The sequence below is a fragment of the Escherichia sp. E10V10 genome, assembly GCF_004211985.1.
Lineage (GTDB): Bacteria > Pseudomonadota > Gammaproteobacteria > Enterobacterales > Enterobacteriaceae > Escherichia.
Genome location: NZ_RHJO01000027.1, coordinates 20427 through 39272, shown reverse-complemented (window position 1 = coordinate 39272; position 18846 = coordinate 20427). Strand labels below are relative to the sequence as shown.

The window sequence follows — 18846 nt, the reverse complement described above, 5'->3', positions numbered from 1 at the left end:
TAGTTTTTGTTGACCACTACATTGCGGATTTACTTAACCCGTACTATACACATAGGGGCTATGACGAAAGGTGGCAAAATATGAATGTTTCCAGTAGAACTGTAGTGCTTATAAATCTCTTTGCTGCTGTTGGATTGTTTGCTCTTATCTCTATGAGATTTGGTTGGTTTATTTAATGTAGCGATATTGCACGCAGTACACACTGTCAGAGAGATATCAACTCTCTGACAGTGCGCTAGATCTTCTCACACTCTCCCTGGCTACAATATTATCCTTAATGTTTAACCATTACGTGGCGGACAACGGTGTAATCCTCCAGCCCATAAAGTGACATATCCTTGCCGTAACCTGAAAGTTTCTGACCACCGTGCGGCATTTCACTTACCAGCATGAAATGGGTATTGACCCACGTGCAGCCATATTGCAGACGTGCACTAACGCGATGCGCCCGACCTACATCTTTCGTCCACACTGAAGAGGCTAAACCATACTGGCTGTCATTTGCCCAGTTCACTACCTGTTCTTCATTATCGAAGACAGTCACGCTCACCACTGGACCAAATACCTCTCTTTGAACGATAGCATCTTCTTGCAATGCGCCTGCCAGCAGCGTCGGCGCATAGTAATAACCGTTACCTTTTCGTTTCTCCCCGCCGGTGACCACTTTAATGTGTCCCGTCGCTTTCGCCTCTTCCACTGCTTTGCTGACGCGGTCGAGATGAGCCTGGGAACTCAACGGCCCCAGTTCCGTTGATTCGTCATCCGGCGCGCCCGACTTCAGGGTTGCGACAGCGGCGCCCAGTTTTTCCACCAGCGCATCGTAAATGCCTTTTTGCGCGTAGATTCGACAAGCTGCGGTGCAATCCTGCCCTGCGTTGTAATAACCAAACGTGCGTACACCTTCGACCACAGCTTCAATATCAGCATCATCAAAAACAATGACAGGCGCTTTGCCACCTAACTCCATGTGGGTACGCTTAATGGATGGCGCGGTATGGCTGATGATGTGCTCACCGGTGGCGATAGATCCCGTCAGCGAAACCATGCGCACTTTTTGATGCCCGGTCAGCGGATCGCCCACGGTCTGGCCCCGGCCAAACAGTACGTTGATCACGCCCGGCGGGAAGATATCTTTCGCCAACTCTGCAAGTTTTAGTGCGGTCAGCGGCGTGATTTCTGATGGTTTAAGTACCACGCAGTTCCCCGCCGCCAGTGCCGGAGCCAGTTTCCATGCTGCCATCATCAATGGGTAGTTCCAGGGTGCAATAGAAGCCACAACGCCCAACGGATCGCGGCGGATCATAGAAGTATGTCCCTCGAGATATTCACCTGCCGCCAGACCATTCAGACAGCGCGCCGCACCGGCGAAAAAGCGAAAGACATCGACAATCGCCGGGATTTCATCATTGAACGCACTATGCAGCGGTTTGCCACAGTTACGGGACTCCAGTTCGGCAAAAACCTGACCATTTTCTTCGATAACATCAGCCAGTTTAAGCAGGCATTCTGCGCGCACCTTCGGCGTGGTTTGCCCCCATTCGGCAAATGCTGCATCTGCCGCGCGCACAGCAGCATCCACCTGTTCTGCCGATGCCTCGGCAATCTCCAGTAAAACGTCCCCCGTTGCCGGATTATAGACAGGCTGTTTTTCCCCTTCGCCGCTAACCAGTTCTCCGTTAATCAGTAACTTATGTTGCATAGCATATTCCTGTATCAGTGGTTATTGACCATTGTCGCCTTCGCGGGTTAGCCACCAGGCCCCCAGGATCGGCAAGGTTGTTACCAACATAACCAGCAGTGCCACCACGTTGGTTACCGGTACATCACGTGGTCGCCCAAGCTGATTGAGCAACCACAACGGTAACGTTCGTTCATGACCTGCCGTAAAGGTCGTAACGATGATTTCATCGAACGACAAGGCAAACGCCAGCATCCCTCCTGCCAGTAGCGCCGAACTAAGATTCGGCAATACCACATAACGAAAGGTTTGCCAGCCATTGGCCCCAAGATCCATTGACGCCTCAACCAGACTCCACGAGGTGCGGCGAAAACGGGCGATGACATTGTTAAACACCACCACTACGCAAAAAGTCGCATGACCGACGACGATGGTGAAAAAGCCAGGCTCCAGATTGATGGTTTTAAACGCGGTTAATAGCGCCAGACCCGTGACAATGCCCGGCAGCGCAATGGGCAGCAGCAGTAACAGCGAAATGGCGTTTTTGCCGAAAAAGTCTCGTCGCCACAGCGCGGCAGCTGCCAGCGTCCCTAACACCAGCGCAATTAACGTCGCCAGCGACGCCACTTTAAGTGACAGTGTCACGGCATCAAGAATATCACTACGCTGTGCTGCCACGCTAAACCAGCGCAGCGTCAGGCCTTGCGGTGGAAAACTAAACGCCGCATCTTCAGTGTTAAACGCATAAGCGGCGATAATCAGGATGGGAAAATGTAGGAAAACCACGCCGCCCCAGGCCGCCAGTTTGAGGAAAAACGGTGCGCGTTCAGAGTGCATCGAACGCTCCCAGACGTTTCACGAACGCCAGATAGAGTGCGATAAGGACTATCGGCACCAGAGTAAAAGCCGCAGCCATCGGCATATTGCCAATCGCCCCCTGCTGGGAATAAACCATATTGCCGATAAAATATCCTGGAGGGCCAACCAGCTGCGGGACGATAAAATCGCCCAGTGTGAGTGAGAAGGTAAAGATAGAGCCAGCGGCAATACCCGGGATCGCCAGCGGCAGCACCACATAGCGAAAGGTTTGCCGTGGACGCGCGCCAAGATCAGCCGACGCCTGCAACAATGACGGCGGCAAACGCTCAAGCGCCGCCTGCACGGGCAGGATCATGAACGGCAGCCAGATATAGAGAAACACCAGAAAGCGCCCCAGCCCGGAAGTTGACAGCGTATTACCACCCACTGCCGGTAGTGTGAGAAATGCCGTGAGTAGTGGCTCCAGCCCCAGATGTTGTAAAAACCACTGCGCCACACCGTCTTTAGCCAGCAATAAGGTCCAGGCATAGGCTTTAACAATGTAGCTTGCCCACATGGGCAACATCACCGCAATGTAAAAGAACGCTTTCATTTTGCCGCTGGTATAGCGCGCCATATACCACGCCATCGGAAAGGCCAGAATAGCACTGGCGATAGTGACTGCCACAGCCATTGTCAGTGTGCGGAGAATGATGTCGTAATTCGCCGGATTAAACAGCGCACGGATATTCGCCAGCGTCAGTTCCGGCGTTACCGACATGGTGAAATCGTCAAAGGTATAAAAGCCCTGCCATAACAACGTCAGCAGCGAGCCGAAATAGACGATACCAAACCACATTAGCGGGCCAAGCAGCAGCAAAAACAGCCCCAGCCCCGGATTACGCCAGAAGAAACCGGACACCTTACCCAGACCTGGACGTGAAGGTGATTGCAATACGTTCATCGCCATTCACCTCTCCTCAACCAGCGGCACCATCACATCACGCGCCCAGGAAACCATCACCTGTTGACCCGCCGTGAGCGTGTTGGGTAAGTCTTCGCCCGTTACATTTGCCTGGCTAACCAGCAGTTTTTCACCGCTGTTAAGTTTCAGTTCAAAACGTGTGGTTGCCCCCTGATATTGCACCGCCTGAATTGTGCCATTGGCCTGCACTTCACCAGGTGTATTCAGGCGAATATGTTCCGGCCGCAGGGCAAAACTGCCCATCATGCCGCAAAGATTCTCGGCCATTAGCGGATCAAAAACGTTGGATGTCCCGACGAATCCCGCAACAAACGGCGTGCGCGGGCGCATATAGAGATCGCGCGGAGAATCGACTTGCTCAATGCGTCCATTATTGAAAACCGCCACACGATCGGACATCGATAACGCTTCGCCCTGATCGTGGGTAACGAAGATAAAAGTGATACCGAGAGACTGTTGCAGTTTTTTCAGCTCAAGCTGCATTTGTTCGCGCAATTTGAGATCCAGCGCGCCGAGCGGTTCATCCAGCAACAACACGCGCGGTTCGTTCACCAGTGCTCTGGCGATGGCGACTCGCTGGCGCTGACCACCAGAAAGCTGTGACGGTTTACGTTGCTGTACAAACCCCAACGCCACTTTCTCCAGCGCCTCTTGCGCCATTGCGTACCGCTGCTTTTTATCCACGCCTTTAACCATTAGCCCGTAGGCCACATTCTCGAGAATCGACATATGGGGAAACAGCGCGTAGTCCTGGAAGACGGTATTCACGTCCCGCTCCCACGGCGGTAGATTACTGGCTGGTTTGCCGAAGATAGCAATCGCCCCGCCGGAAAGCTGTTCGAAGCCAGCAATCAGGCGCAGGCAGGTGGTTTTGCCGGAGCCGGATGGTCCCAGCATAGAGAAGAACTCACCATCTTTTATCGCAATACTGACGCCATCTACCGCGCGCACGTCGCCGTACAACCGCGAGACGTTGTCAAACTCCACTGCGTACGTCATATAACACCCCAGCGAAGTTAGCGACCGCCCATAATGGCAATGTAATCCTGCGTCCAGCGACTGTAGGGAACAAACTTGCCCCCTTCGGCTATAGGCGTTTTCCAGAAGGCAATTTTATCGAAATAGTTAAAGCCGTTGGTTTCACAGCCTTTATCACCCAGCAACGGACTGGCTTTGCAGCCTTCCGGTACTACCGGCAGCGAACCAAACCAGGCCGCTACATCGCCCTGCACCTTCGGCGTTAATGACCAGTTCATCCATTTGTAGGCGCAAACCGGATGTTTCGCTTCGCTATGTAGCATGGTGGTGTCTGCCCAGCCGGTAACACCCTCTTTCGGGAAGACGGTGGCGATCGGTTGGCCTTCGCCTTTCAATGCGTTGGCCTGATACGGCCAGGCGCTGGAGGCCACCACGCCCTCGTTCTTGAAATCGCTCATTTGCACGCTGGTGTCATGCCAGTAGCGATGGATCAAGCCATGTTGATCGCGCAGCACTTTCAGTACCGCCTGATATTGTTGTTCGGTGAGTTGGTATGGATCGGAGATACCCAACTGCGGCTGAGTCGCTTTGACGAACAGCGCAGCATCCGCAATGTAGATAGGGCCGTCATAAGCCTGTACGCGGCCTTTATTACTCTGACCGTCCGGTAGATTCTGCTCAACAAAAACCACTTGCCAGCTATCTGGTGGTGTCGGGAAGGTTTTGGTGTTGTACATCAACAGGTTCGGACCCCATTGATATGGCGTGCCATAGACTTTGCCGCCCACGTTAAACCAGTCGCCTTTAACCACGCGCGGATCGAGCGTTTTCCAGTTGGGAATCAATGCAGTATTAATCGGCTGCACGCGTTTACCCATAATCAAACGCAGCGAGGCATCGCCGGACGCCGTGACCAGATCGTAACCTCCTTTGGTCATCAGGCTGACCATTTCATCGGAAGTCGCCGCAGTTTTCACATTGACCGCGCAACCTGTTTCTTTTTCAAATTGCGTCACCCAGTCGTATTGTTTATCGGTTTGTCCGCGTTCGATGTATCCCGGCCAGGCGATAATATCCAGTCGTCCTTCCGGTTTATCTAAATTGGTAGGCTGTTCGGCGGCGTGGGCGGTCATTAATGTCATGGTAAGCGCACACAGGCTGCTGCGGGCAAATGTCTTGCTCATAAAGTCTTACTCCTGTTGTAATTAATTGTTCAGCCGCCGTGCCGTAAAAATATCTCCTTGTTTAACCATAGTCGGCGGCTTGCAGGCGCACCCTCGCCCCCGAGAAAATTTAATCAGGATGTGAGCTAACGCGCATTATGGCGTTTGTGAGGCTATCTTCTGGAGTATAGACAATGGGTTAGGAAATATAGCTTCTATTCGAAATTCATATTACCCAACCTGAGAGAAATTAAATGAGGATCTATTTCAGGTATTCTTTAATAAGGTGACCTAATTGTTTAACCGCTTGTTCTTCGCGCTCGCCCCACTGCCATGCAGTATTAAAACGGAAAAAACGTGACCAACTTTCGCCAGTAGAAAACATTTTACCCGGCGCAATACTGATGTGATGCGCCAATGCCTGAACGCTTAATTCACCCGCATCTAACGGTTCGGGAAGCTCCAGCCAGAGAAAATAACCGCTGTCATTGTGATGAATTTTCACTTCCGCAGGCAGATAACGCAGCAGCGCCTGCCAGGCACGTTGTTTACGTTCCGCAAGCTGGCGACGTAGACGACGAAGATGGGCATCGTAACGGCGAGTAGAAAGGTAATCCACCAGCGCAAGCTGCATCGGTGAGCTGGTGGAAAGCGTACTCATCAACTGCAAGCGTTGAATTTTGCGTGCATGTTTTCCGGCAGCGACCCAACCAATGCGAAAACCTGGCACCAGACATTTAGAAAATGATGAGCAAAGTAGTACACCATCGTGACGATCCCACGCTTTCGCGGGTAGCGGTTTTTCCCGACCAAAGTAAAGCTCACTGTAAACGTCATCTTCAATTAACATCACGTTGTACTGATTGAGCAACGCTACCAGCCGCGCTTTTTTCTGTGGCGTTAAGGTAAATCCGAGTGGATTCTGGCTATTAGTCATCAGCCAGCACGCTTTCACCGGATACTCCTGCAACGCCAGTTCCAGCGCCTGAAGATCTATCCCTTCTTTAACGTCCGTCGCCACCGATAACGCTTTCAACCGTAGCCGCTCCAGCGCCTGCAACGCACCGTAGAAACAAGGATTCTCGACAATCACCCAATCGCCCGGTTCGGTTACCGCTTGCAAACTGAGGTTTAATGCCTCTAACGCCCCGGCGGTAATGACAATTTCATCAGGAGAAATAGTGATGCCTTGTAAGGCATAGCGACGAGCAATAGCCTGACGCAGTTCTGCATTCCCTGGCGGCAAGTTTTCAATCACGCTCATCGCCGTGGCGATTTTACTCACCTGCGCCAGTGAGCGGTTCAGTTGCTGTAGCGGAAACAGGTGCGGATCGGGAAAGGCTGAAGCAAACGGTACTACCGACGGATCGCGACTGGCCTGCAACATGTCAAAAATATAGGTGTTAATATCGACCGTTTCATCACGCGTTACCGGAATCGCAGGTGCCTGCGGTGATTTCACCGTGCGCGGCGCAACGTAATAACCTGACTGCGGCCGCGCAATAATATATCCCTGACTTTCGAGCAACTGATAAGCATGACCGACTGTCATAAAGCTCATGCCAGAAAGCGCAACCTGTTCACGTAGAGAAGGCAGGCGGTCGCCGGGTTGCCAGATGCCTGACGCGATTTGCTCACGTAATAGTTCTGCGAGCTGCTGGTATTTTTTCATTAATTGGATCGTTATTATGTGCAGGTGATCCGGCAGTCTATATCAGTTGTTAAAAATGACAACTTTACGTTAACTGTAATTAAACCATTACCAGCGATAACTCTTTGCCCAGGGCTTTAGCCGCAAGCTGGACGGCGTCGATTTTTGTCGCATGATGCAAATCAAACAAGCGAGTGATCTCCTGCCTGGGTTTACCAATCCGCCTCGCCAGCTCTTGCTGGGTGATATCTGACTGTAAAAAAGCATTTAACAGCAATACCTTAGAAGCGACACTTAAAGGCACTTCAATAAAGTGATCGTTGTTATTTAATGGCGAAGGTAACGGAATTAGCTCGTTATCTTCAAAATAAAAATCAAATGCGGTGAGTAAGGCATCTTTTGCTGCTTCCATCGCTTCAGCGACAGTTTCTCCCTGCGTTAACGCTTCAGGGATATCTACAAAAGAAACCACATAACCGCCTTCCGGCGCAGGTGTAAGAGTGACGGGATAACGCATAATTTTGACTGTCTCTCGCATGTCATTAACCTTCTGATGGCGATTAATTTAAACCGAGTTGTTTCAGGATTGCTTTACGCAATGGTTCTTTGATCTCGTCACTGGGGTGACGCGGCATGACACTGCGTCGCCCCTGAAACCTGAGTTTCAAATGGTTGCTGCCATTCGCCACATCGACGCCCTGAGATTCGAGCCAACGTCTGAACTCGCTTTGTTTCACATCGCCTCCCTGCCGCTGAGTATATCAACAAAGTAAACATTAATGTTTACCTCCTTTTTTAATTTGCTCGAAAATAGCACTAATTCGCCGCAATGGTGGAAAGCAGTGCCAAATCAGGAAGGCAGGTTCCAGAAATTCTTTGCGCTAATTTGCAAAACAGAATAATAACTCAAAGAAACTATCGGCATCATAGCGGCAAAGTGTAATAAACGGGTGGCGGGATGTTTACGAAAGCGTTATCGGTTGTCTTATTAACTTGTGCGCTGTTCTCAGGACAGCTCATGGCGGGACACAACGGACATGAATTTTTGTGGGTGAAGAATGTGGATCATCAACTACGTCATGAAGCGGACAGCGATGAATTGCGTGCTGTGGCGGAAGAGTCGGCGGAAGGTTTGCGCGAGCATTATTACTGGCAAAAATCACGCAAACCAGAAACGGGACAACGTTGAGTCGTTTGTTGCCGGATGCGGCATGAACGCCTTATCCGGCTGACAATATCATGCAGATTCAATGAGTTGTGAATACCCCTGAAAGCTTGCGTTTTATCCTTTCCGCTTCGGCAATGTTTTCAGCAGATCATCCGGGCTTACAGATGCGACAACGCTTCCCGGTAACGGCATTTTCAGAATATGATTTTTGATTTTTCCGATGACGTGCATCTCACACGGGCGGCAATCAAACTTCAGCGTTAGTACTTCATCACCGTTAACCAGTTGCATCGGCGTTGCCTTCCAGCTTTTAATATTACCTTTCGCCTGTTTCGGACACAGATTGAAAGCAAAGCGCAGGCAGTGTTTGGTGATCATCACCGGGACTTCGCCCTTCTCTTCATGCGCTTCATACGCCGCATCAATCAGTTGTACGCCATAGCGATGATAGAACTCGCGTGCTTTATGGTTGTAGACGTTAGCAAGGAAGCTCAAATGCGTTTGCGGATAAACCGGCGCAGGTTCAGCAACCGGTTTACGACTGCCGCGCTGGTAGCTGGCAAGACGTGCAGCATCCAGCATTTCGACGGCTTCACGGCGGAACTGATTTAACAGACTGTTTGGCACAAACAGCGCCCCCGGCAAATTAATTTGCACATCGCGGGCGTAATAGATGGTTTGCCCCAGTTTTGCCAGGCCATCTTTCAGGTTATTCAGCGCTTTTTCGGCGTTATTCGCTTCGTCGAACTGCCCATCCAGGGTATGAGTGATGCTAACGCCCTCTTCGCTGGTTAACGTCAGAATGAGTTGTTCTTGCCAGCCACCCAGTTCAATGTCTACCGCTACCCGACGCTCGCTGGAGGTTTTCGTCAGTGCCTGTTGCCAGTTATGGTCAAGGTTACGGTTAAGCGGATGATGTGGGCGAATTTTATGCAAATCTGCTGGCATTTCATTTGGCCAGACGCGGTAGTGATTTTCTCCGGTTTTCTCTACCGTATTGGCACGAAAGCCGACTACTTCACGTTTAATCATTACGTTCAGGCCATCGCCATTTGCCAGTGGCTCGGTGACGGCAACATCGAGATAATCTTTCGCCACTTTCAATACTTCACCCACCGGCAGGCCGATAAATTTCGGCGAATCGAACGCGCCAATGTCACCTTTACGCGCGTTAACAAAGTAGTCTGTGCTACCACGATGGAAGGTTTTTTCTGTCGAAGGCACAAAGAAATGTTCAGTACGACCTGATGAAGCACGAGCCAGATCGCCGCGCTCTTCAATAATGGCATCCAGCATCTGGCGATAATGGGCGGTGATATTCTTCACGTAGCTCATATCTTTGTAACGCCCTTCTATCTTGAAAGAACGCACGCCCGCATCGATCAACGCGCCCAGGTTGGCAGTCTGATCGTTATCTTTCATCGACAGCAGATGTTTTTCATAAGAAACCACCCGCCCCTGATCGTCTTTCAACGTGTATGGCAAACGGCACGCCTGGGAGCAATCACCACGGTTGGCGCTACGTCCCGTTTGTGCATGAGAAATGTAGCACTGACCGGAATATGCCACACACAATGCGCCATGAATAAAGAACTCAATAGTCGCGTCCGTGGCCTGATGAATCGCACGAATCTGCTCCAGGTTAAGCTCACGCGCCAGCACAATCTGGGTAAAGCCAACGTCAGAGAGGAACTTCGCTTTCTCTACAGTACGAATATCACACTGCGTACTTGCGTGCAGTTCAATCGGCGGAATATCAAGTTCCAGAATCCCCATGTCCTGAACAATCAGCGCATCTACGCCTGTCTGGTAAAGATCGGTAATCAGTCGTTGCGCCGGTTCCAGTTCGTCGTCATGCAAAATGGTGTTAAGCGTGACGAAAATTTTTGCACCATAACGGTGGGCAAATGGCACCAGTTCGGCGATATCTTTCAGACTATTACTGGCGTTATGACGGGCACCAAAACCAGGGCCGCCGATATAAACAGCATCGGCACCGTGCAATATAGCTTCGCGGGCAATGGCGGCATCGCGTGCCGGGCTTAACAGTTCAAGACGATGAGAAGATACGGTCACTTTCTTATCCAGTAGCTGAAAAAAGGCGGTTATTTTAGCCACAAGCGCGACGTTGCGAAATAGTTTTCCTGTTCAACTACGCGGGTAATGGATAATGGAATGAAAATGCACGGTTTGCTCGCCACGGTTGCAATAGGCATGGGCAACATCTGCGGCAAAGCGTTCACCTTCTCCACTTTTAAGGCTTCGCCACTCACCACCAACGCACAGGTCAAGCAGCCCATCAATGACGACAACATGCTCGATAACACCCTTTTCGTGCGGCGTCGATTCGCTTATTGCACCGGGGGCCATCAGGATCGAGAAATGTTCAAAGCAGAGTTGCGGATCATAAGGAAATAAAGAAGTGATCACCATTGTCTGCTGTTGTGGATCATAAACGGATGGCGTAGCGGTCTGCGGCGGCGAAATAAACGTCGAAAACGGTACGTTCATCCCGGTAGCTATTTTCCATAATGTTGCGACCGTCGGGCTGGATTCATTACGTTCAATCTGCCCTAACATCGCTTTTGAAACGCCCGTCGCTTCTGCCAGTCGCGAAAGACTCCAGCCCCGCTGCTGACGAAGATGTTTAAGCGTAGTGGATAAAAAGCGAGCGAGATTTTCCATGCGACTCCTCCTGCAAAACGGGAGTTTATCACTTGTGCGTTATAACGGACAAATGCTACGGTGCCTGTACGCTATAACGCACGAGGTAACTATGCGTCTGTTTTCCATTCCTCCTCCCACGCTGCTTGCAGGGTTTCTGGCGGTCCTGATTGGCTATGCCAGCTCTGCGGCAATAATCTGGCAAGCGGCGATCGTCGCTGGAGCCACCACAGAGCAAATTTCCGGATGGATGACGGCGCTGGGACTGGCGATGGGCGTCAGTACTATTGCCCTGACATTATGGTATCGCGTGCCTGTTCTTACCGCATGGTCAACACCCGGTGCTGCGTTGCTGGTCACCGGGTTACAGGGACTAACGCTAAACCAGGCCATCGGCGTTTTTATTGTCACGAATGCGCTAATTGTTCTCTGTGGTGTGACAGGATTATTCGCCCGTCTGATGCGTATTATTCCGCACTCGCTGGCAGCGGCAATGCTGGCCGGAATTTTGTTACGCTTTGGTTTACAGGCGTTTGCCAGCCTGGATGGTCAGTTTATGTTATGCGGTAGTATGTTGCTGGCGTGGCTGGCGACAAAGGCTTTTGCGCCGCGTTATGCGGTAATTGCGGCGATGATTGTTGGGATCGTGGTCGTTATCGCACAAGGTGACGTTGTCACAAAAGATATCGTTTTCAAACCCGTTCTCCCCGCTTATCTCGCCCCTGAATTTTCGCTTGCTCACAGTTTGAGCGTTGCACTCCCCCTTTTTCTGGTGACGATGGCTTCGCAAAACGCACCGGGGATTGCGGCGATGAAAGCAGCTGGGTATTCGGCTCCTGTTTCGCCATTGATTGTATTTACTGGATTACTGGCGCTTCTGTTTTCTCCTTTCGGCGTCTATTCCGTAGGTATTGCGGCTATCACTGCGGCTATTTGCCAGAGCCCAGAGGCACACCCGGACAAAGATCAGCGTTGGCTGGCTGCCGCTGCGGCTGGCGTCTTTTATTTACTGGCGGGTCTGTTTGGCAGTGCCATTACCGGGATGATGGCTGCCCTGCCTGTAAGTTGGATCCAGATGCTGGCTGGTCTGGCGCTGTTAAGTACCATCGGAGGCAGTTTGTATCAGGCTTTGCATAATGAGCGTGAGCGCGATGCTGCTGTGGTGGCTTTTCTGGTAACGGCAAGTGGGCTGACGCTGGTCGGTATTGGCTCGGCGTTTTGGGGGTTAATTGCCGGTGGTGTCTGTTATGTAGTATTGAATTTGATCGCTGACAGAAGCCGATAATCAGAAGCGCCATCTTGCGATGGCGCGACTGGCATTACTTTTTGTTAACGTCAAACATGGTCGCGTCGGTCGCCATGTCATCAATAACTTGCTTAATATTTTCGAAAGCCATTGGGGTGCTTTCGTTGTTCAGGTCCTTACCTTCGCCCTGACGAACCACTTTGATAACTGGTTTGTTGGTAGCCGCATCAATCAGCTCACCTTCAAAGTACAGGCGGGTGTCCATGGTACGGTGACCCGTCGCCATTTGCGTCCCCGCTACCACTAATGCGACAGGAACAACTTCATAGAACTGTAACCCTTCTTTGCTGGTATCTACACCAGTAATAGCACCACGGAAAATCAGACTACGAGGCCCAGCGGTAGTAACCAGTGGTTTACGCTGTGAGATGGCTTCTTTCATTTCAGTATTGGTATAGCTCAAAATTCTATCCAGAACTTTTTGCCCTACCTGGGTAGAAGGTTTAGGCACCGGATAATAGGTGATTGGGTTCCAGACGATGCTGTCATATTTACTTTGATCAAAATTTGGATCAACCCAGCGTAATACCGGTTTGCCCGTTGCTGAAGTTGTTTCTTGAAGGTTGGAGTAATTGTTTAAAAAACCAGAATATTTATCTGGCTGGGTGATTTTAGAGGCACAACCTGACAGAGCCAACAAGCCGCATAAAGCCGCAACTTTCGCAATTGATGTGGTACGCATGAATAGTTTCCTGAGATGATTATATTACTTTTTAAGTTATAGCAAAAAGTACCGCTTCGTGTTGTGGCAAAAAAAGTGTTGGTGAAAATAAATTTTCCAGCCCCTTTTCTGACAATATAGTCAATGACGAAAAGGGGGCAGAGTCAATCATCAGTTGTTAAATTTCAGGCAGTTAAGCCGATAAAAAACTTCAACCACTGTGATTTATTTCACATCACCTCGATAAAAAATATGCTTACCGAAAAAAAACAGTTAAACATCTCACGTGGGCATTTTCATGCGCCTTGCCCTGTTAGCTTATTTTTTACGTGCCAGCATCGTGGCGAAACGTAGTTTAATGCGATTGCCGTTAGCGTCGGTGCGGTGAAGTTCACCCACGTCTTCATTGTATTTCAGCATCTCCCAGCCTTCGTAATATTGACGTAACTCCCCTTCTTTAAAGGCAAAGGGGAATCCGACGGTACATGGAAAATCAGCGGTGTCCATTGCTGCCACAATCAAGTTATAACCACCGGGTTTGGTGCAACGCTGCATATTGGCAATCAGTCCAGGAATGGTTTTCGCCTCCAGGAACATCAGCACCACGGTAGAAAGAATAAAATCGTATTGTCCATCAAAGGTCAGGCTATTTAGATCAACAACCTGGGTGCGCAAATTTTCCAGTTTTTCAATGGATTTGATGCGTTCGACGTTGGCAATGCTCATGGCATTTTTATCCCATGCGTCGACATCATAACCATTGGCAGCCAGGTAAAGGCTGTTACGGCCATTACCACAGCCCAGATCCAGCGTTTTACCCGGCTTAACCACTTTCACCGCTTCCAGAACTTCAGAGTGTGTGCGGGTTAATTCATATTTATCAGTGAAGTAGTTTTCATCACGAATGATCATTCTTTGTCCTCAGCTTTCATTAAAACGGCGCGCTCGGTTCTGATTAACAATTTTCCCTGCATCAGAAGCGCGAAAGTACGGATGAGCAGTAATGCGATAATAAAATTGGTAAAAATAAATAGCGGCACAGCCAGGGTATGGAAAAAGCCATTGTCGTTACCGCTTCCTAAATGCAAACCGGTGGTTGCCAGTGCAGATACGCCGAACGAGAAACTCCAGAATGAGGCATTAAAGGGCTGGGAGAGATACCACGGCATCAGGCGTAACATAAAAAGAAGTTGCAGCAGACCGTAACCGAAAAGCATTTTCGCCAGCGTATCGCCCTCGCCACCGTTAACGCTCAACCAGGCGCTACATGCCACCAGCGCCGGTGCAAGCTGAATACCCAACGATGTACGCAGTGCCGTGGGCAACTCTCCCGAGCTGCGCAGACGCTGAAGGATCACCGGCTCAAGACTTAACCAGGAGAAAACACCAGCCCCTAAAAATACCAGACCAGCATCGGTGTAGCCCAATGCTCCACAGGCCATTGCACTGATGAAGTTGTTGGCAACAGTAGGTAAATAAAGTCCGGGTGTCGTAGCTTCCTCAGGATGGGAACCGCGCCATAAACCGGCTGTTTGCCAGGCGGCATAAGTCAGTTGTATCACCACACCAATACTGAACAGGCCCACCGCCAGCGGACGAAACCAGGGGACAAAACCAATTGCCACCAGCATCGTTGTTGCCGGAAACAAACTCACAAAACTGCTCATCACTGGATGACGCACTTCCGCCAGCACGCTATGCGGAAAGCGTATGAGTCGGGTAATAAATGCGCTAGTCAGTAATCCCCAAATGATCATTGCCAGAATCACCAGCCCATCGCCGAACCAGTGACTGACCTGCCAAACCTGGCTGGCATAGCGCCAGGCAAATCCCATCCCTATCGTCCCCAACACAATGCCAAAGTAACCTGCCGGTAAATTGAGCACTTTATCGCTCTGCATCTTCTTACTCATTTTGTTGAATTTATAAAGTATATTTGAAATGCATTTTATGGAAATTTGCTAAACATAGCCAGAGTCACAGAATTTGCTACGGTTATAGTAGGTCACCTGCGGGAAAACGCTATGCGCAAATATCGTCTTAGTGAAGAACAACGAGCTTTTAGTTATCAGGAAGATAGCGATAAAAAGAGTGTTTTATTGCGGCAGATTATTGCCATCGCTGATTTTAATGACGTAATAGCCGGAACGCCTGGCGGCTGGATTGATAATGAAACCGTATTGGCCCAGGACGGAAATTGTTGGATCTATGACCAGAATGCCATCGCGTTTGCCGGAACGGTGATATCCGGTAATACACGCATCACCGGAAGCAGCGAGCTATGGGGCGATGTTTGCGCGAAGGATAACGTCTGGATCGATAATAGCAAAATCAGTCAGGGTGCCCTGATAAGTGACAACGTCACAATCAATGATTCATTAATATGCGGAAATTGCAGGATTTCTGGTCATGTCTGCATTGATCAGAACTCAATGGTTGTCGCTGCGCAAGGTTTAACGCCCGACCACCATCTTCAGTTGCAAATTTATGATCGCGCAAGAGTCAGCGCCTCGCGCATTGTTCATCAGGCGCAAATATATGGTGATGCCATTGTGAAATTTGCGTTCATTGAACATCGCGCCGAAGTTTTTGATTTTGCAAGTATTGAAGGTAATGAAGAGAACAACGTCTGGCTGTGTGACTGCGCGAAAGTCTACGGACACGCACGTGTGATCGCCGGAACAGAAGAAGATGCCATTCCCACGCTTCATTACAGTTCGCAGGTAGCGGAACATGCCTCGGTGGAAGGCAATTGTGTGTTAAAACATCATGTTCTGGTGGGTGGTCATGCACTCGTACGTGGTGGTCCGGTTTTACTCGACAATCACGTCACCATACAGGGGAACAGCCGCATTACAGGTGCGGTGATGATTGAAAACCATGTGGAGTTAACCGACCACGCCGTCGTTGAAGCCTTTGATGGCGACACGGTTCATGTCCGTGGTCCAAAAGTCATTAACGGTGAAGAGCGCATTACGCGAACGCCACTAGTAGGGTTATTGTGAATCGATAATACGCGCGTATAAGTTCACATCATCAAAGGCATCATTCAGGAACTCAGCCTGTTTAAGGCAACCTTCAAGGATAAAACCATTGCGCAAAGCTACCTGGTTGCTTTGCGGATTGTCCACCCGACATTTGATCACGAAGCGTCTGAGTTCACCAGACTGAGCGTAATGATGAATCAATGCCTGCAGCGCCTGAGAAATGATCCCCTGCCCCTGATGAGATTCGTCCAGCCAGTAACCGATTTCTGCGGCTTTGTTCTGCGGTTCAATACGGTTAAAAGACAGGACGCCAACAAGTTCATCTTCACTAAAGATCATGAACATTTTGGCATATCCACGCTGATGCAACATCATATTACCCTGCACCGTTTTTCGCGTGTCATCTTCGGTATTAACAGACTGTGGCCAGTTTAGCGAATTCTGTAACCAGCTTTTATTTTTACAGATTAAGTGATGAAGCGGCGTGATGTGATTTTCTGCAACGGAACGTAATTCAATTGAGTCACTAACTTTTATCGGCTCGGTCATGTCACCTCCGGTCAATCTGCGCGGCAATTTAAAAAGCCGCCCGCCAGGCGGCTTAAGGAATTTTACATCTCTTTGACGCTCTCCTGTTGCAGGATTTTGAGCATCTCATCTTTCAACTGGAGCTTCTGTTTTTTCATGCGGACCACTTCCGCATTGTATCCACGACCATCAGATCCTTCCATTCGGGCAATCTCATGATCAAGTTTGTTGTGCTTATCGAACAAGGACATAAAGCGAGGATTTTCGTTTTTCAGGCGGGATATTAAATCTCGGTATTCTGGAAACATACGCACTCCCTGTTAGTGGCTGACAAAGTGTACATGAAATACACATCATCAGATTACTCAGATAGTTTGGGGAAAAATGCGAGCGGGATCGAGTTTCACCAGACGGCACCTTCCGTCAGAAGGTGCCGAAAAAAATGACGATCAATTCATCACGCGATCGTCAACGTATTTGCGCTTATCCGGAGCTGGTGGAAAATACTGATACAGCCATGTTTCACTGATGGCATCGCCCTGACAGCGGAGATACATCCGCATATCAACCGGATCAGTAGAGTCCGAAGTCGGATACCAGTCAAATTGAATACGGTAACCATCAATCGGTTCAATGTAGAGAATTTCGATTTGCTTCGCTTCACCGCTGGAGAGCGTAATAACAGGTTCAATCCCCTTAGGCGCAGCCGCTTTCAGGTCACCACCAACAAAATCGACGGCAAAACGACGCGCCCATTTTTCTGGATAATGCTCACCCGGCGCCCAACCTTCCGGAAAACCTCCCATGCCGGTACGCGTCGCCATAACACGTGCTAATGGACATTGAACAGGGGGATGTGCGCTCCAGTACAGACGATACTGGAATGCAAACTCGTCCCCTGCTTTTACTGCTTTTTCTGGCTGCCAGAAGCAGACAATGTTATCCAGCGTTTCACCCGTTGTTGGGATTTCCATCAGACCAATGGTGCCTTTGCCCCATTTATTACGAGGCTCTACCCACAAACTTGGTCGTTTGTTGTACCAGCCCATGATGTCTTGATAATGGGAGAAATCACGATCCAGTTGCAATAAACCAAAGCCTTTCGGGTTATTGTCGGTGTAGGCATTGAACTGCAATTTCTGCGGATTATTTAGCGGGCGGCAGATCCACTCACCGTTGCCCCGCCACATGGAAAGACGGTCGGAATCATGGATTTGCGGATGAATAGTATCGCACATACGACGTTCGTTAGTGCCGCAACTAAACATACTGGTCATCGGCGCAATACCCAATTGCTTGATCTCTTTACGCGCATACAGATGGTTTTCAACATCCATAATCACCTGACTCTTTTCACACTGGATGGTGAACTTGTAGGCACCGGTAATACTGGGGCTATCGAGTAAGGCATAAACGGTAAAGGTGGTTGCGCCTGGTTTTACGGTATCAAACCAGAAAGCGGTAAAGTCGGGGAACTCTTCTTTGCTGTCGGTATAAGTGTCGATCGCCAGGCCGCGGGCCGACAAACCGTATTGATACGTGTCATCAACGGCGCGGAAATAACTCGCTCCGAGGAATGATACTACATCACGCCGCGCCAGTTCGGGGGCTTTAAACACGCGAAAACCGGCAAAGCCGAGATCGCTTTGCCCTTCTAATTGTTTGGTATCAACACCCGCATCGTTGTATTTGAACAACTCCGGGCGAAAGTGAATTTCACGCGCCAGATGTGTTGCTGGATCAACAGAAAACATACGAACGCGGCGACGGAATCCCATTCCCATATGGAAGAACTGAGCGTCAAGCTGGCGGTTCTCGACGTTATGCCAGAGCGATTTTTCGGCGTCGTATTGAATACTGTTATAAGCCTGCGGCGTCATTGTCGCCAGAGTGTCAGGTAACGGACGCGGGGCACCACGCCACGCTGTTTGCGCTAAGTCGTGCGCCATTGACTGTAGAATGGAGAAGTCAAAACGCTGGGTTTGCCCGTCGGCAATATCAGAATCTGCCGCGAATGCCGCCTGAGAAAAAAGAGAAGCAATGCCGCTGGTACCGCACACGGCGGCCATAGCCATTGAACCTTTAATAAATCGTCTACGATCCATACCTGAAAGTGAGTCCTTCTGGTGTTGTGAATGGTCCCGCGCTGGTCGTTTTCAGCGGCAAGAAAGTGCTTATTTATGACCGCTCACTCTAGACAATATTTATTAATAATCCAATTGTTGAACTCAGAGAATATGCATAAATCGGCAATTTTTTTATGTCGATGGGAAGAGCCT

At 49.9% G+C, this 18846-nt stretch carries 20 protein-coding genes; 4 read left to right on the top strand and 16 right to left on the bottom strand.

The window, feature by feature from the left end; all coding sequences use genetic code 11:
• Positions 1–80: 80 nt before the first annotated feature.
• Positions 81–176, top strand: coding sequence for a stress response membrane protein YncL (gene yncL / locus D9736_RS20485; protein WP_074399477.1), 96 nt, complete (start codon positions 81–83; stop codon positions 174–176).
• A 98-nt stretch (positions 177–274) separates the two neighbouring features.
• On the opposite strand, the gene patD is transcribed toward yncL, so the two are convergent.
• From patD to hicA, 8 genes are all read right to left on the bottom strand, one after another.
• On the bottom strand, positions 275–1699 hold the full coding sequence (patD, locus tag D9736_RS20480) for an aminobutyraldehyde dehydrogenase (RefSeq protein WP_130259059.1): 1425 nt from the start codon (positions 1697–1699) through the stop codon (positions 275–277).
• A gap of 21 nt (positions 1700–1720) precedes the next feature.
• Positions 1721–2515 carry an ABC transporter permease gene (locus D9736_RS20475; protein WP_130259058.1) on the bottom strand — a complete coding sequence of 265 codons (795 nt, stop codon included), beginning with the start codon at positions 2513–2515 and terminating at the stop codon, positions 1721–1723.
• A complete protein-coding gene (locus D9736_RS20470) occupies positions 2505–3446 on the bottom strand; it encodes an ABC transporter permease (protein WP_001251315.1) in 942 nt (313 codons plus the stop codon). The genes D9736_RS20475 and D9736_RS20470 overlap by 11 nt, the downstream gene beginning before the upstream one ends.
• Positions 3447–4460 (bottom strand): ABC transporter ATP-binding protein, encoded by a 1014-nt coding sequence (locus D9736_RS20465; RefSeq protein ID WP_130222682.1) that lies wholly within the window; start codon positions 4458–4460, stop codon positions 3447–3449.
• A gap of 17 nt (positions 4461–4477) precedes the next feature.
• Positions 4478–5623 (bottom strand): putative ABC transporter substrate-binding protein YdcS, encoded by a 1146-nt coding sequence (ydcS, locus tag D9736_RS20460; protein WP_130222684.1) that lies wholly within the window; start codon positions 5621–5623, stop codon positions 4478–4480.
• A gap of 241 nt (positions 5624–5864) precedes the next feature.
• Entirely contained in the window at positions 5865–7274 is a 1410-nt protein-coding gene (locus D9736_RS20455) for a PLP-dependent aminotransferase family protein (RefSeq protein WP_130259057.1), read from the bottom strand.
• Between the two features lie 79 nt (positions 7275–7353).
• Positions 7354–7770 carry a type II toxin-antitoxin system antitoxin HicB gene (hicB, locus tag D9736_RS20450; protein WP_130219336.1) on the bottom strand — a complete coding sequence of 139 codons (417 nt, stop codon included), beginning with the start codon at positions 7768–7770 and terminating at the stop codon, positions 7354–7356.
• A gap of 43 nt (positions 7771–7813) precedes the next feature.
• A complete protein-coding gene (gene hicA, locus D9736_RS20445) occupies positions 7814–7990 on the bottom strand; it encodes a type II toxin-antitoxin system mRNA interferase toxin HicA (RefSeq protein ID WP_000813796.1) in 177 nt (58 codons plus the stop codon).
• Positions 7991–8211: 221 nt separating this feature from the next.
• On the opposite strand from hicA, the gene D9736_RS20440 reads away from it, so the two are divergent.
• A complete protein-coding gene (locus tag D9736_RS20440; protein ID WP_130259056.1) occupies positions 8212–8442 on the top strand; it encodes a YncJ family protein in 231 nt (76 codons plus the stop codon).
• A 93-nt stretch (positions 8443–8535) separates the two neighbouring features.
• Here D9736_RS20440 and rlhA read toward each other — a convergent pair whose 3' ends face one another.
• Positions 8536–10497: a 23S rRNA 5-hydroxycytidine C2501 synthase gene (gene rlhA / locus D9736_RS20435; RefSeq protein ID WP_130259061.1), complete on the bottom strand. Its 1962-nt coding sequence runs from the start codon at positions 10495–10497 to the stop codon at positions 8536–8538.
• A gap of 72 nt (positions 10498–10569) precedes the next feature.
• Positions 10570–11106 (bottom strand): XRE family transcriptional regulator, encoded by a 537-nt coding sequence (locus D9736_RS20430; RefSeq protein ID WP_130259055.1) that lies wholly within the window; start codon positions 11104–11106, stop codon positions 10570–10572.
• A gap of 52 nt (positions 11107–11158) precedes the next feature.
• Between D9736_RS20430 and ydcO the strand changes: the two genes are divergently transcribed.
• Positions 11159–12370 (top strand): BenE family transporter YdcO, encoded by a 1212-nt coding sequence (gene ydcO / locus D9736_RS20425; protein ID WP_130259060.1) that lies wholly within the window; start codon positions 11159–11161, stop codon positions 12368–12370.
• Positions 12371–12404: 34 nt separating this feature from the next.
• Here ydcO and D9736_RS20420 read toward each other — a convergent pair whose 3' ends face one another.
• The 3 genes from D9736_RS20420 to tehA form a co-directional block, all read right to left on the bottom strand.
• A complete protein-coding gene (locus D9736_RS20420) occupies positions 12405–13073 on the bottom strand; it encodes a DUF3313 domain-containing protein (protein WP_064527441.1) in 669 nt (222 codons plus the stop codon).
• Between the two features lie 297 nt (positions 13074–13370).
• The gene (gene tehB, locus D9736_RS20415; RefSeq protein WP_130219288.1) at positions 13371–13964 is read right to left on the bottom strand and encodes a tellurite resistance methyltransferase TehB; all 594 of its coding nucleotides are present in this window, start codon (positions 13962–13964) and stop codon (positions 13371–13373) included.
• On the bottom strand, positions 13961–14953 hold the full coding sequence (gene tehA, locus D9736_RS20410; RefSeq protein ID WP_130259054.1) for a dicarboxylate transporter/tellurite-resistance protein TehA: 993 nt from the start codon (positions 14951–14953) through the stop codon (positions 13961–13963). Before tehA ends, tehB begins: the two co-directional genes overlap by 4 nt.
• A 123-nt stretch (positions 14954–15076) precedes the next feature.
• Between tehA and ydcK the strand changes: the two genes are divergently transcribed.
• Complete coding sequence (gene ydcK / locus D9736_RS20405; RefSeq protein WP_130259053.1) at positions 15077–16057, top strand: YdcK family protein; 981 nt, start codon at positions 15077–15079, stop codon at positions 16055–16057.
• Here ydcK and rimL read toward each other — a convergent pair.
• From rimL to opgD, 3 genes are all read right to left on the bottom strand, one after another.
• A complete protein-coding gene (gene rimL, locus D9736_RS20400) occupies positions 16049–16588 on the bottom strand; it encodes a 50S ribosomal protein L7/L12-serine acetyltransferase (RefSeq protein ID WP_130259052.1) in 540 nt (179 codons plus the stop codon). The two genes, ydcK and rimL, sit on opposite strands and share 9 nt — an antisense overlap.
• A gap of 62 nt (positions 16589–16650) precedes the next feature.
• The gene (locus tag D9736_RS20395) at positions 16651–16875 is read right to left on the bottom strand and encodes a YdcH family protein (RefSeq protein WP_130259051.1); all 225 of its coding nucleotides are present in this window, start codon (positions 16873–16875) and stop codon (positions 16651–16653) included.
• A gap of 141 nt (positions 16876–17016) precedes the next feature.
• On the bottom strand, positions 17017–18672 hold the full coding sequence (gene opgD / locus D9736_RS20390; protein ID WP_130219280.1) for a glucan biosynthesis protein OpgD: 1656 nt from the start codon (positions 18670–18672) through the stop codon (positions 17017–17019).
• Positions 18673–18846: the final 174 nt, after the last annotated feature.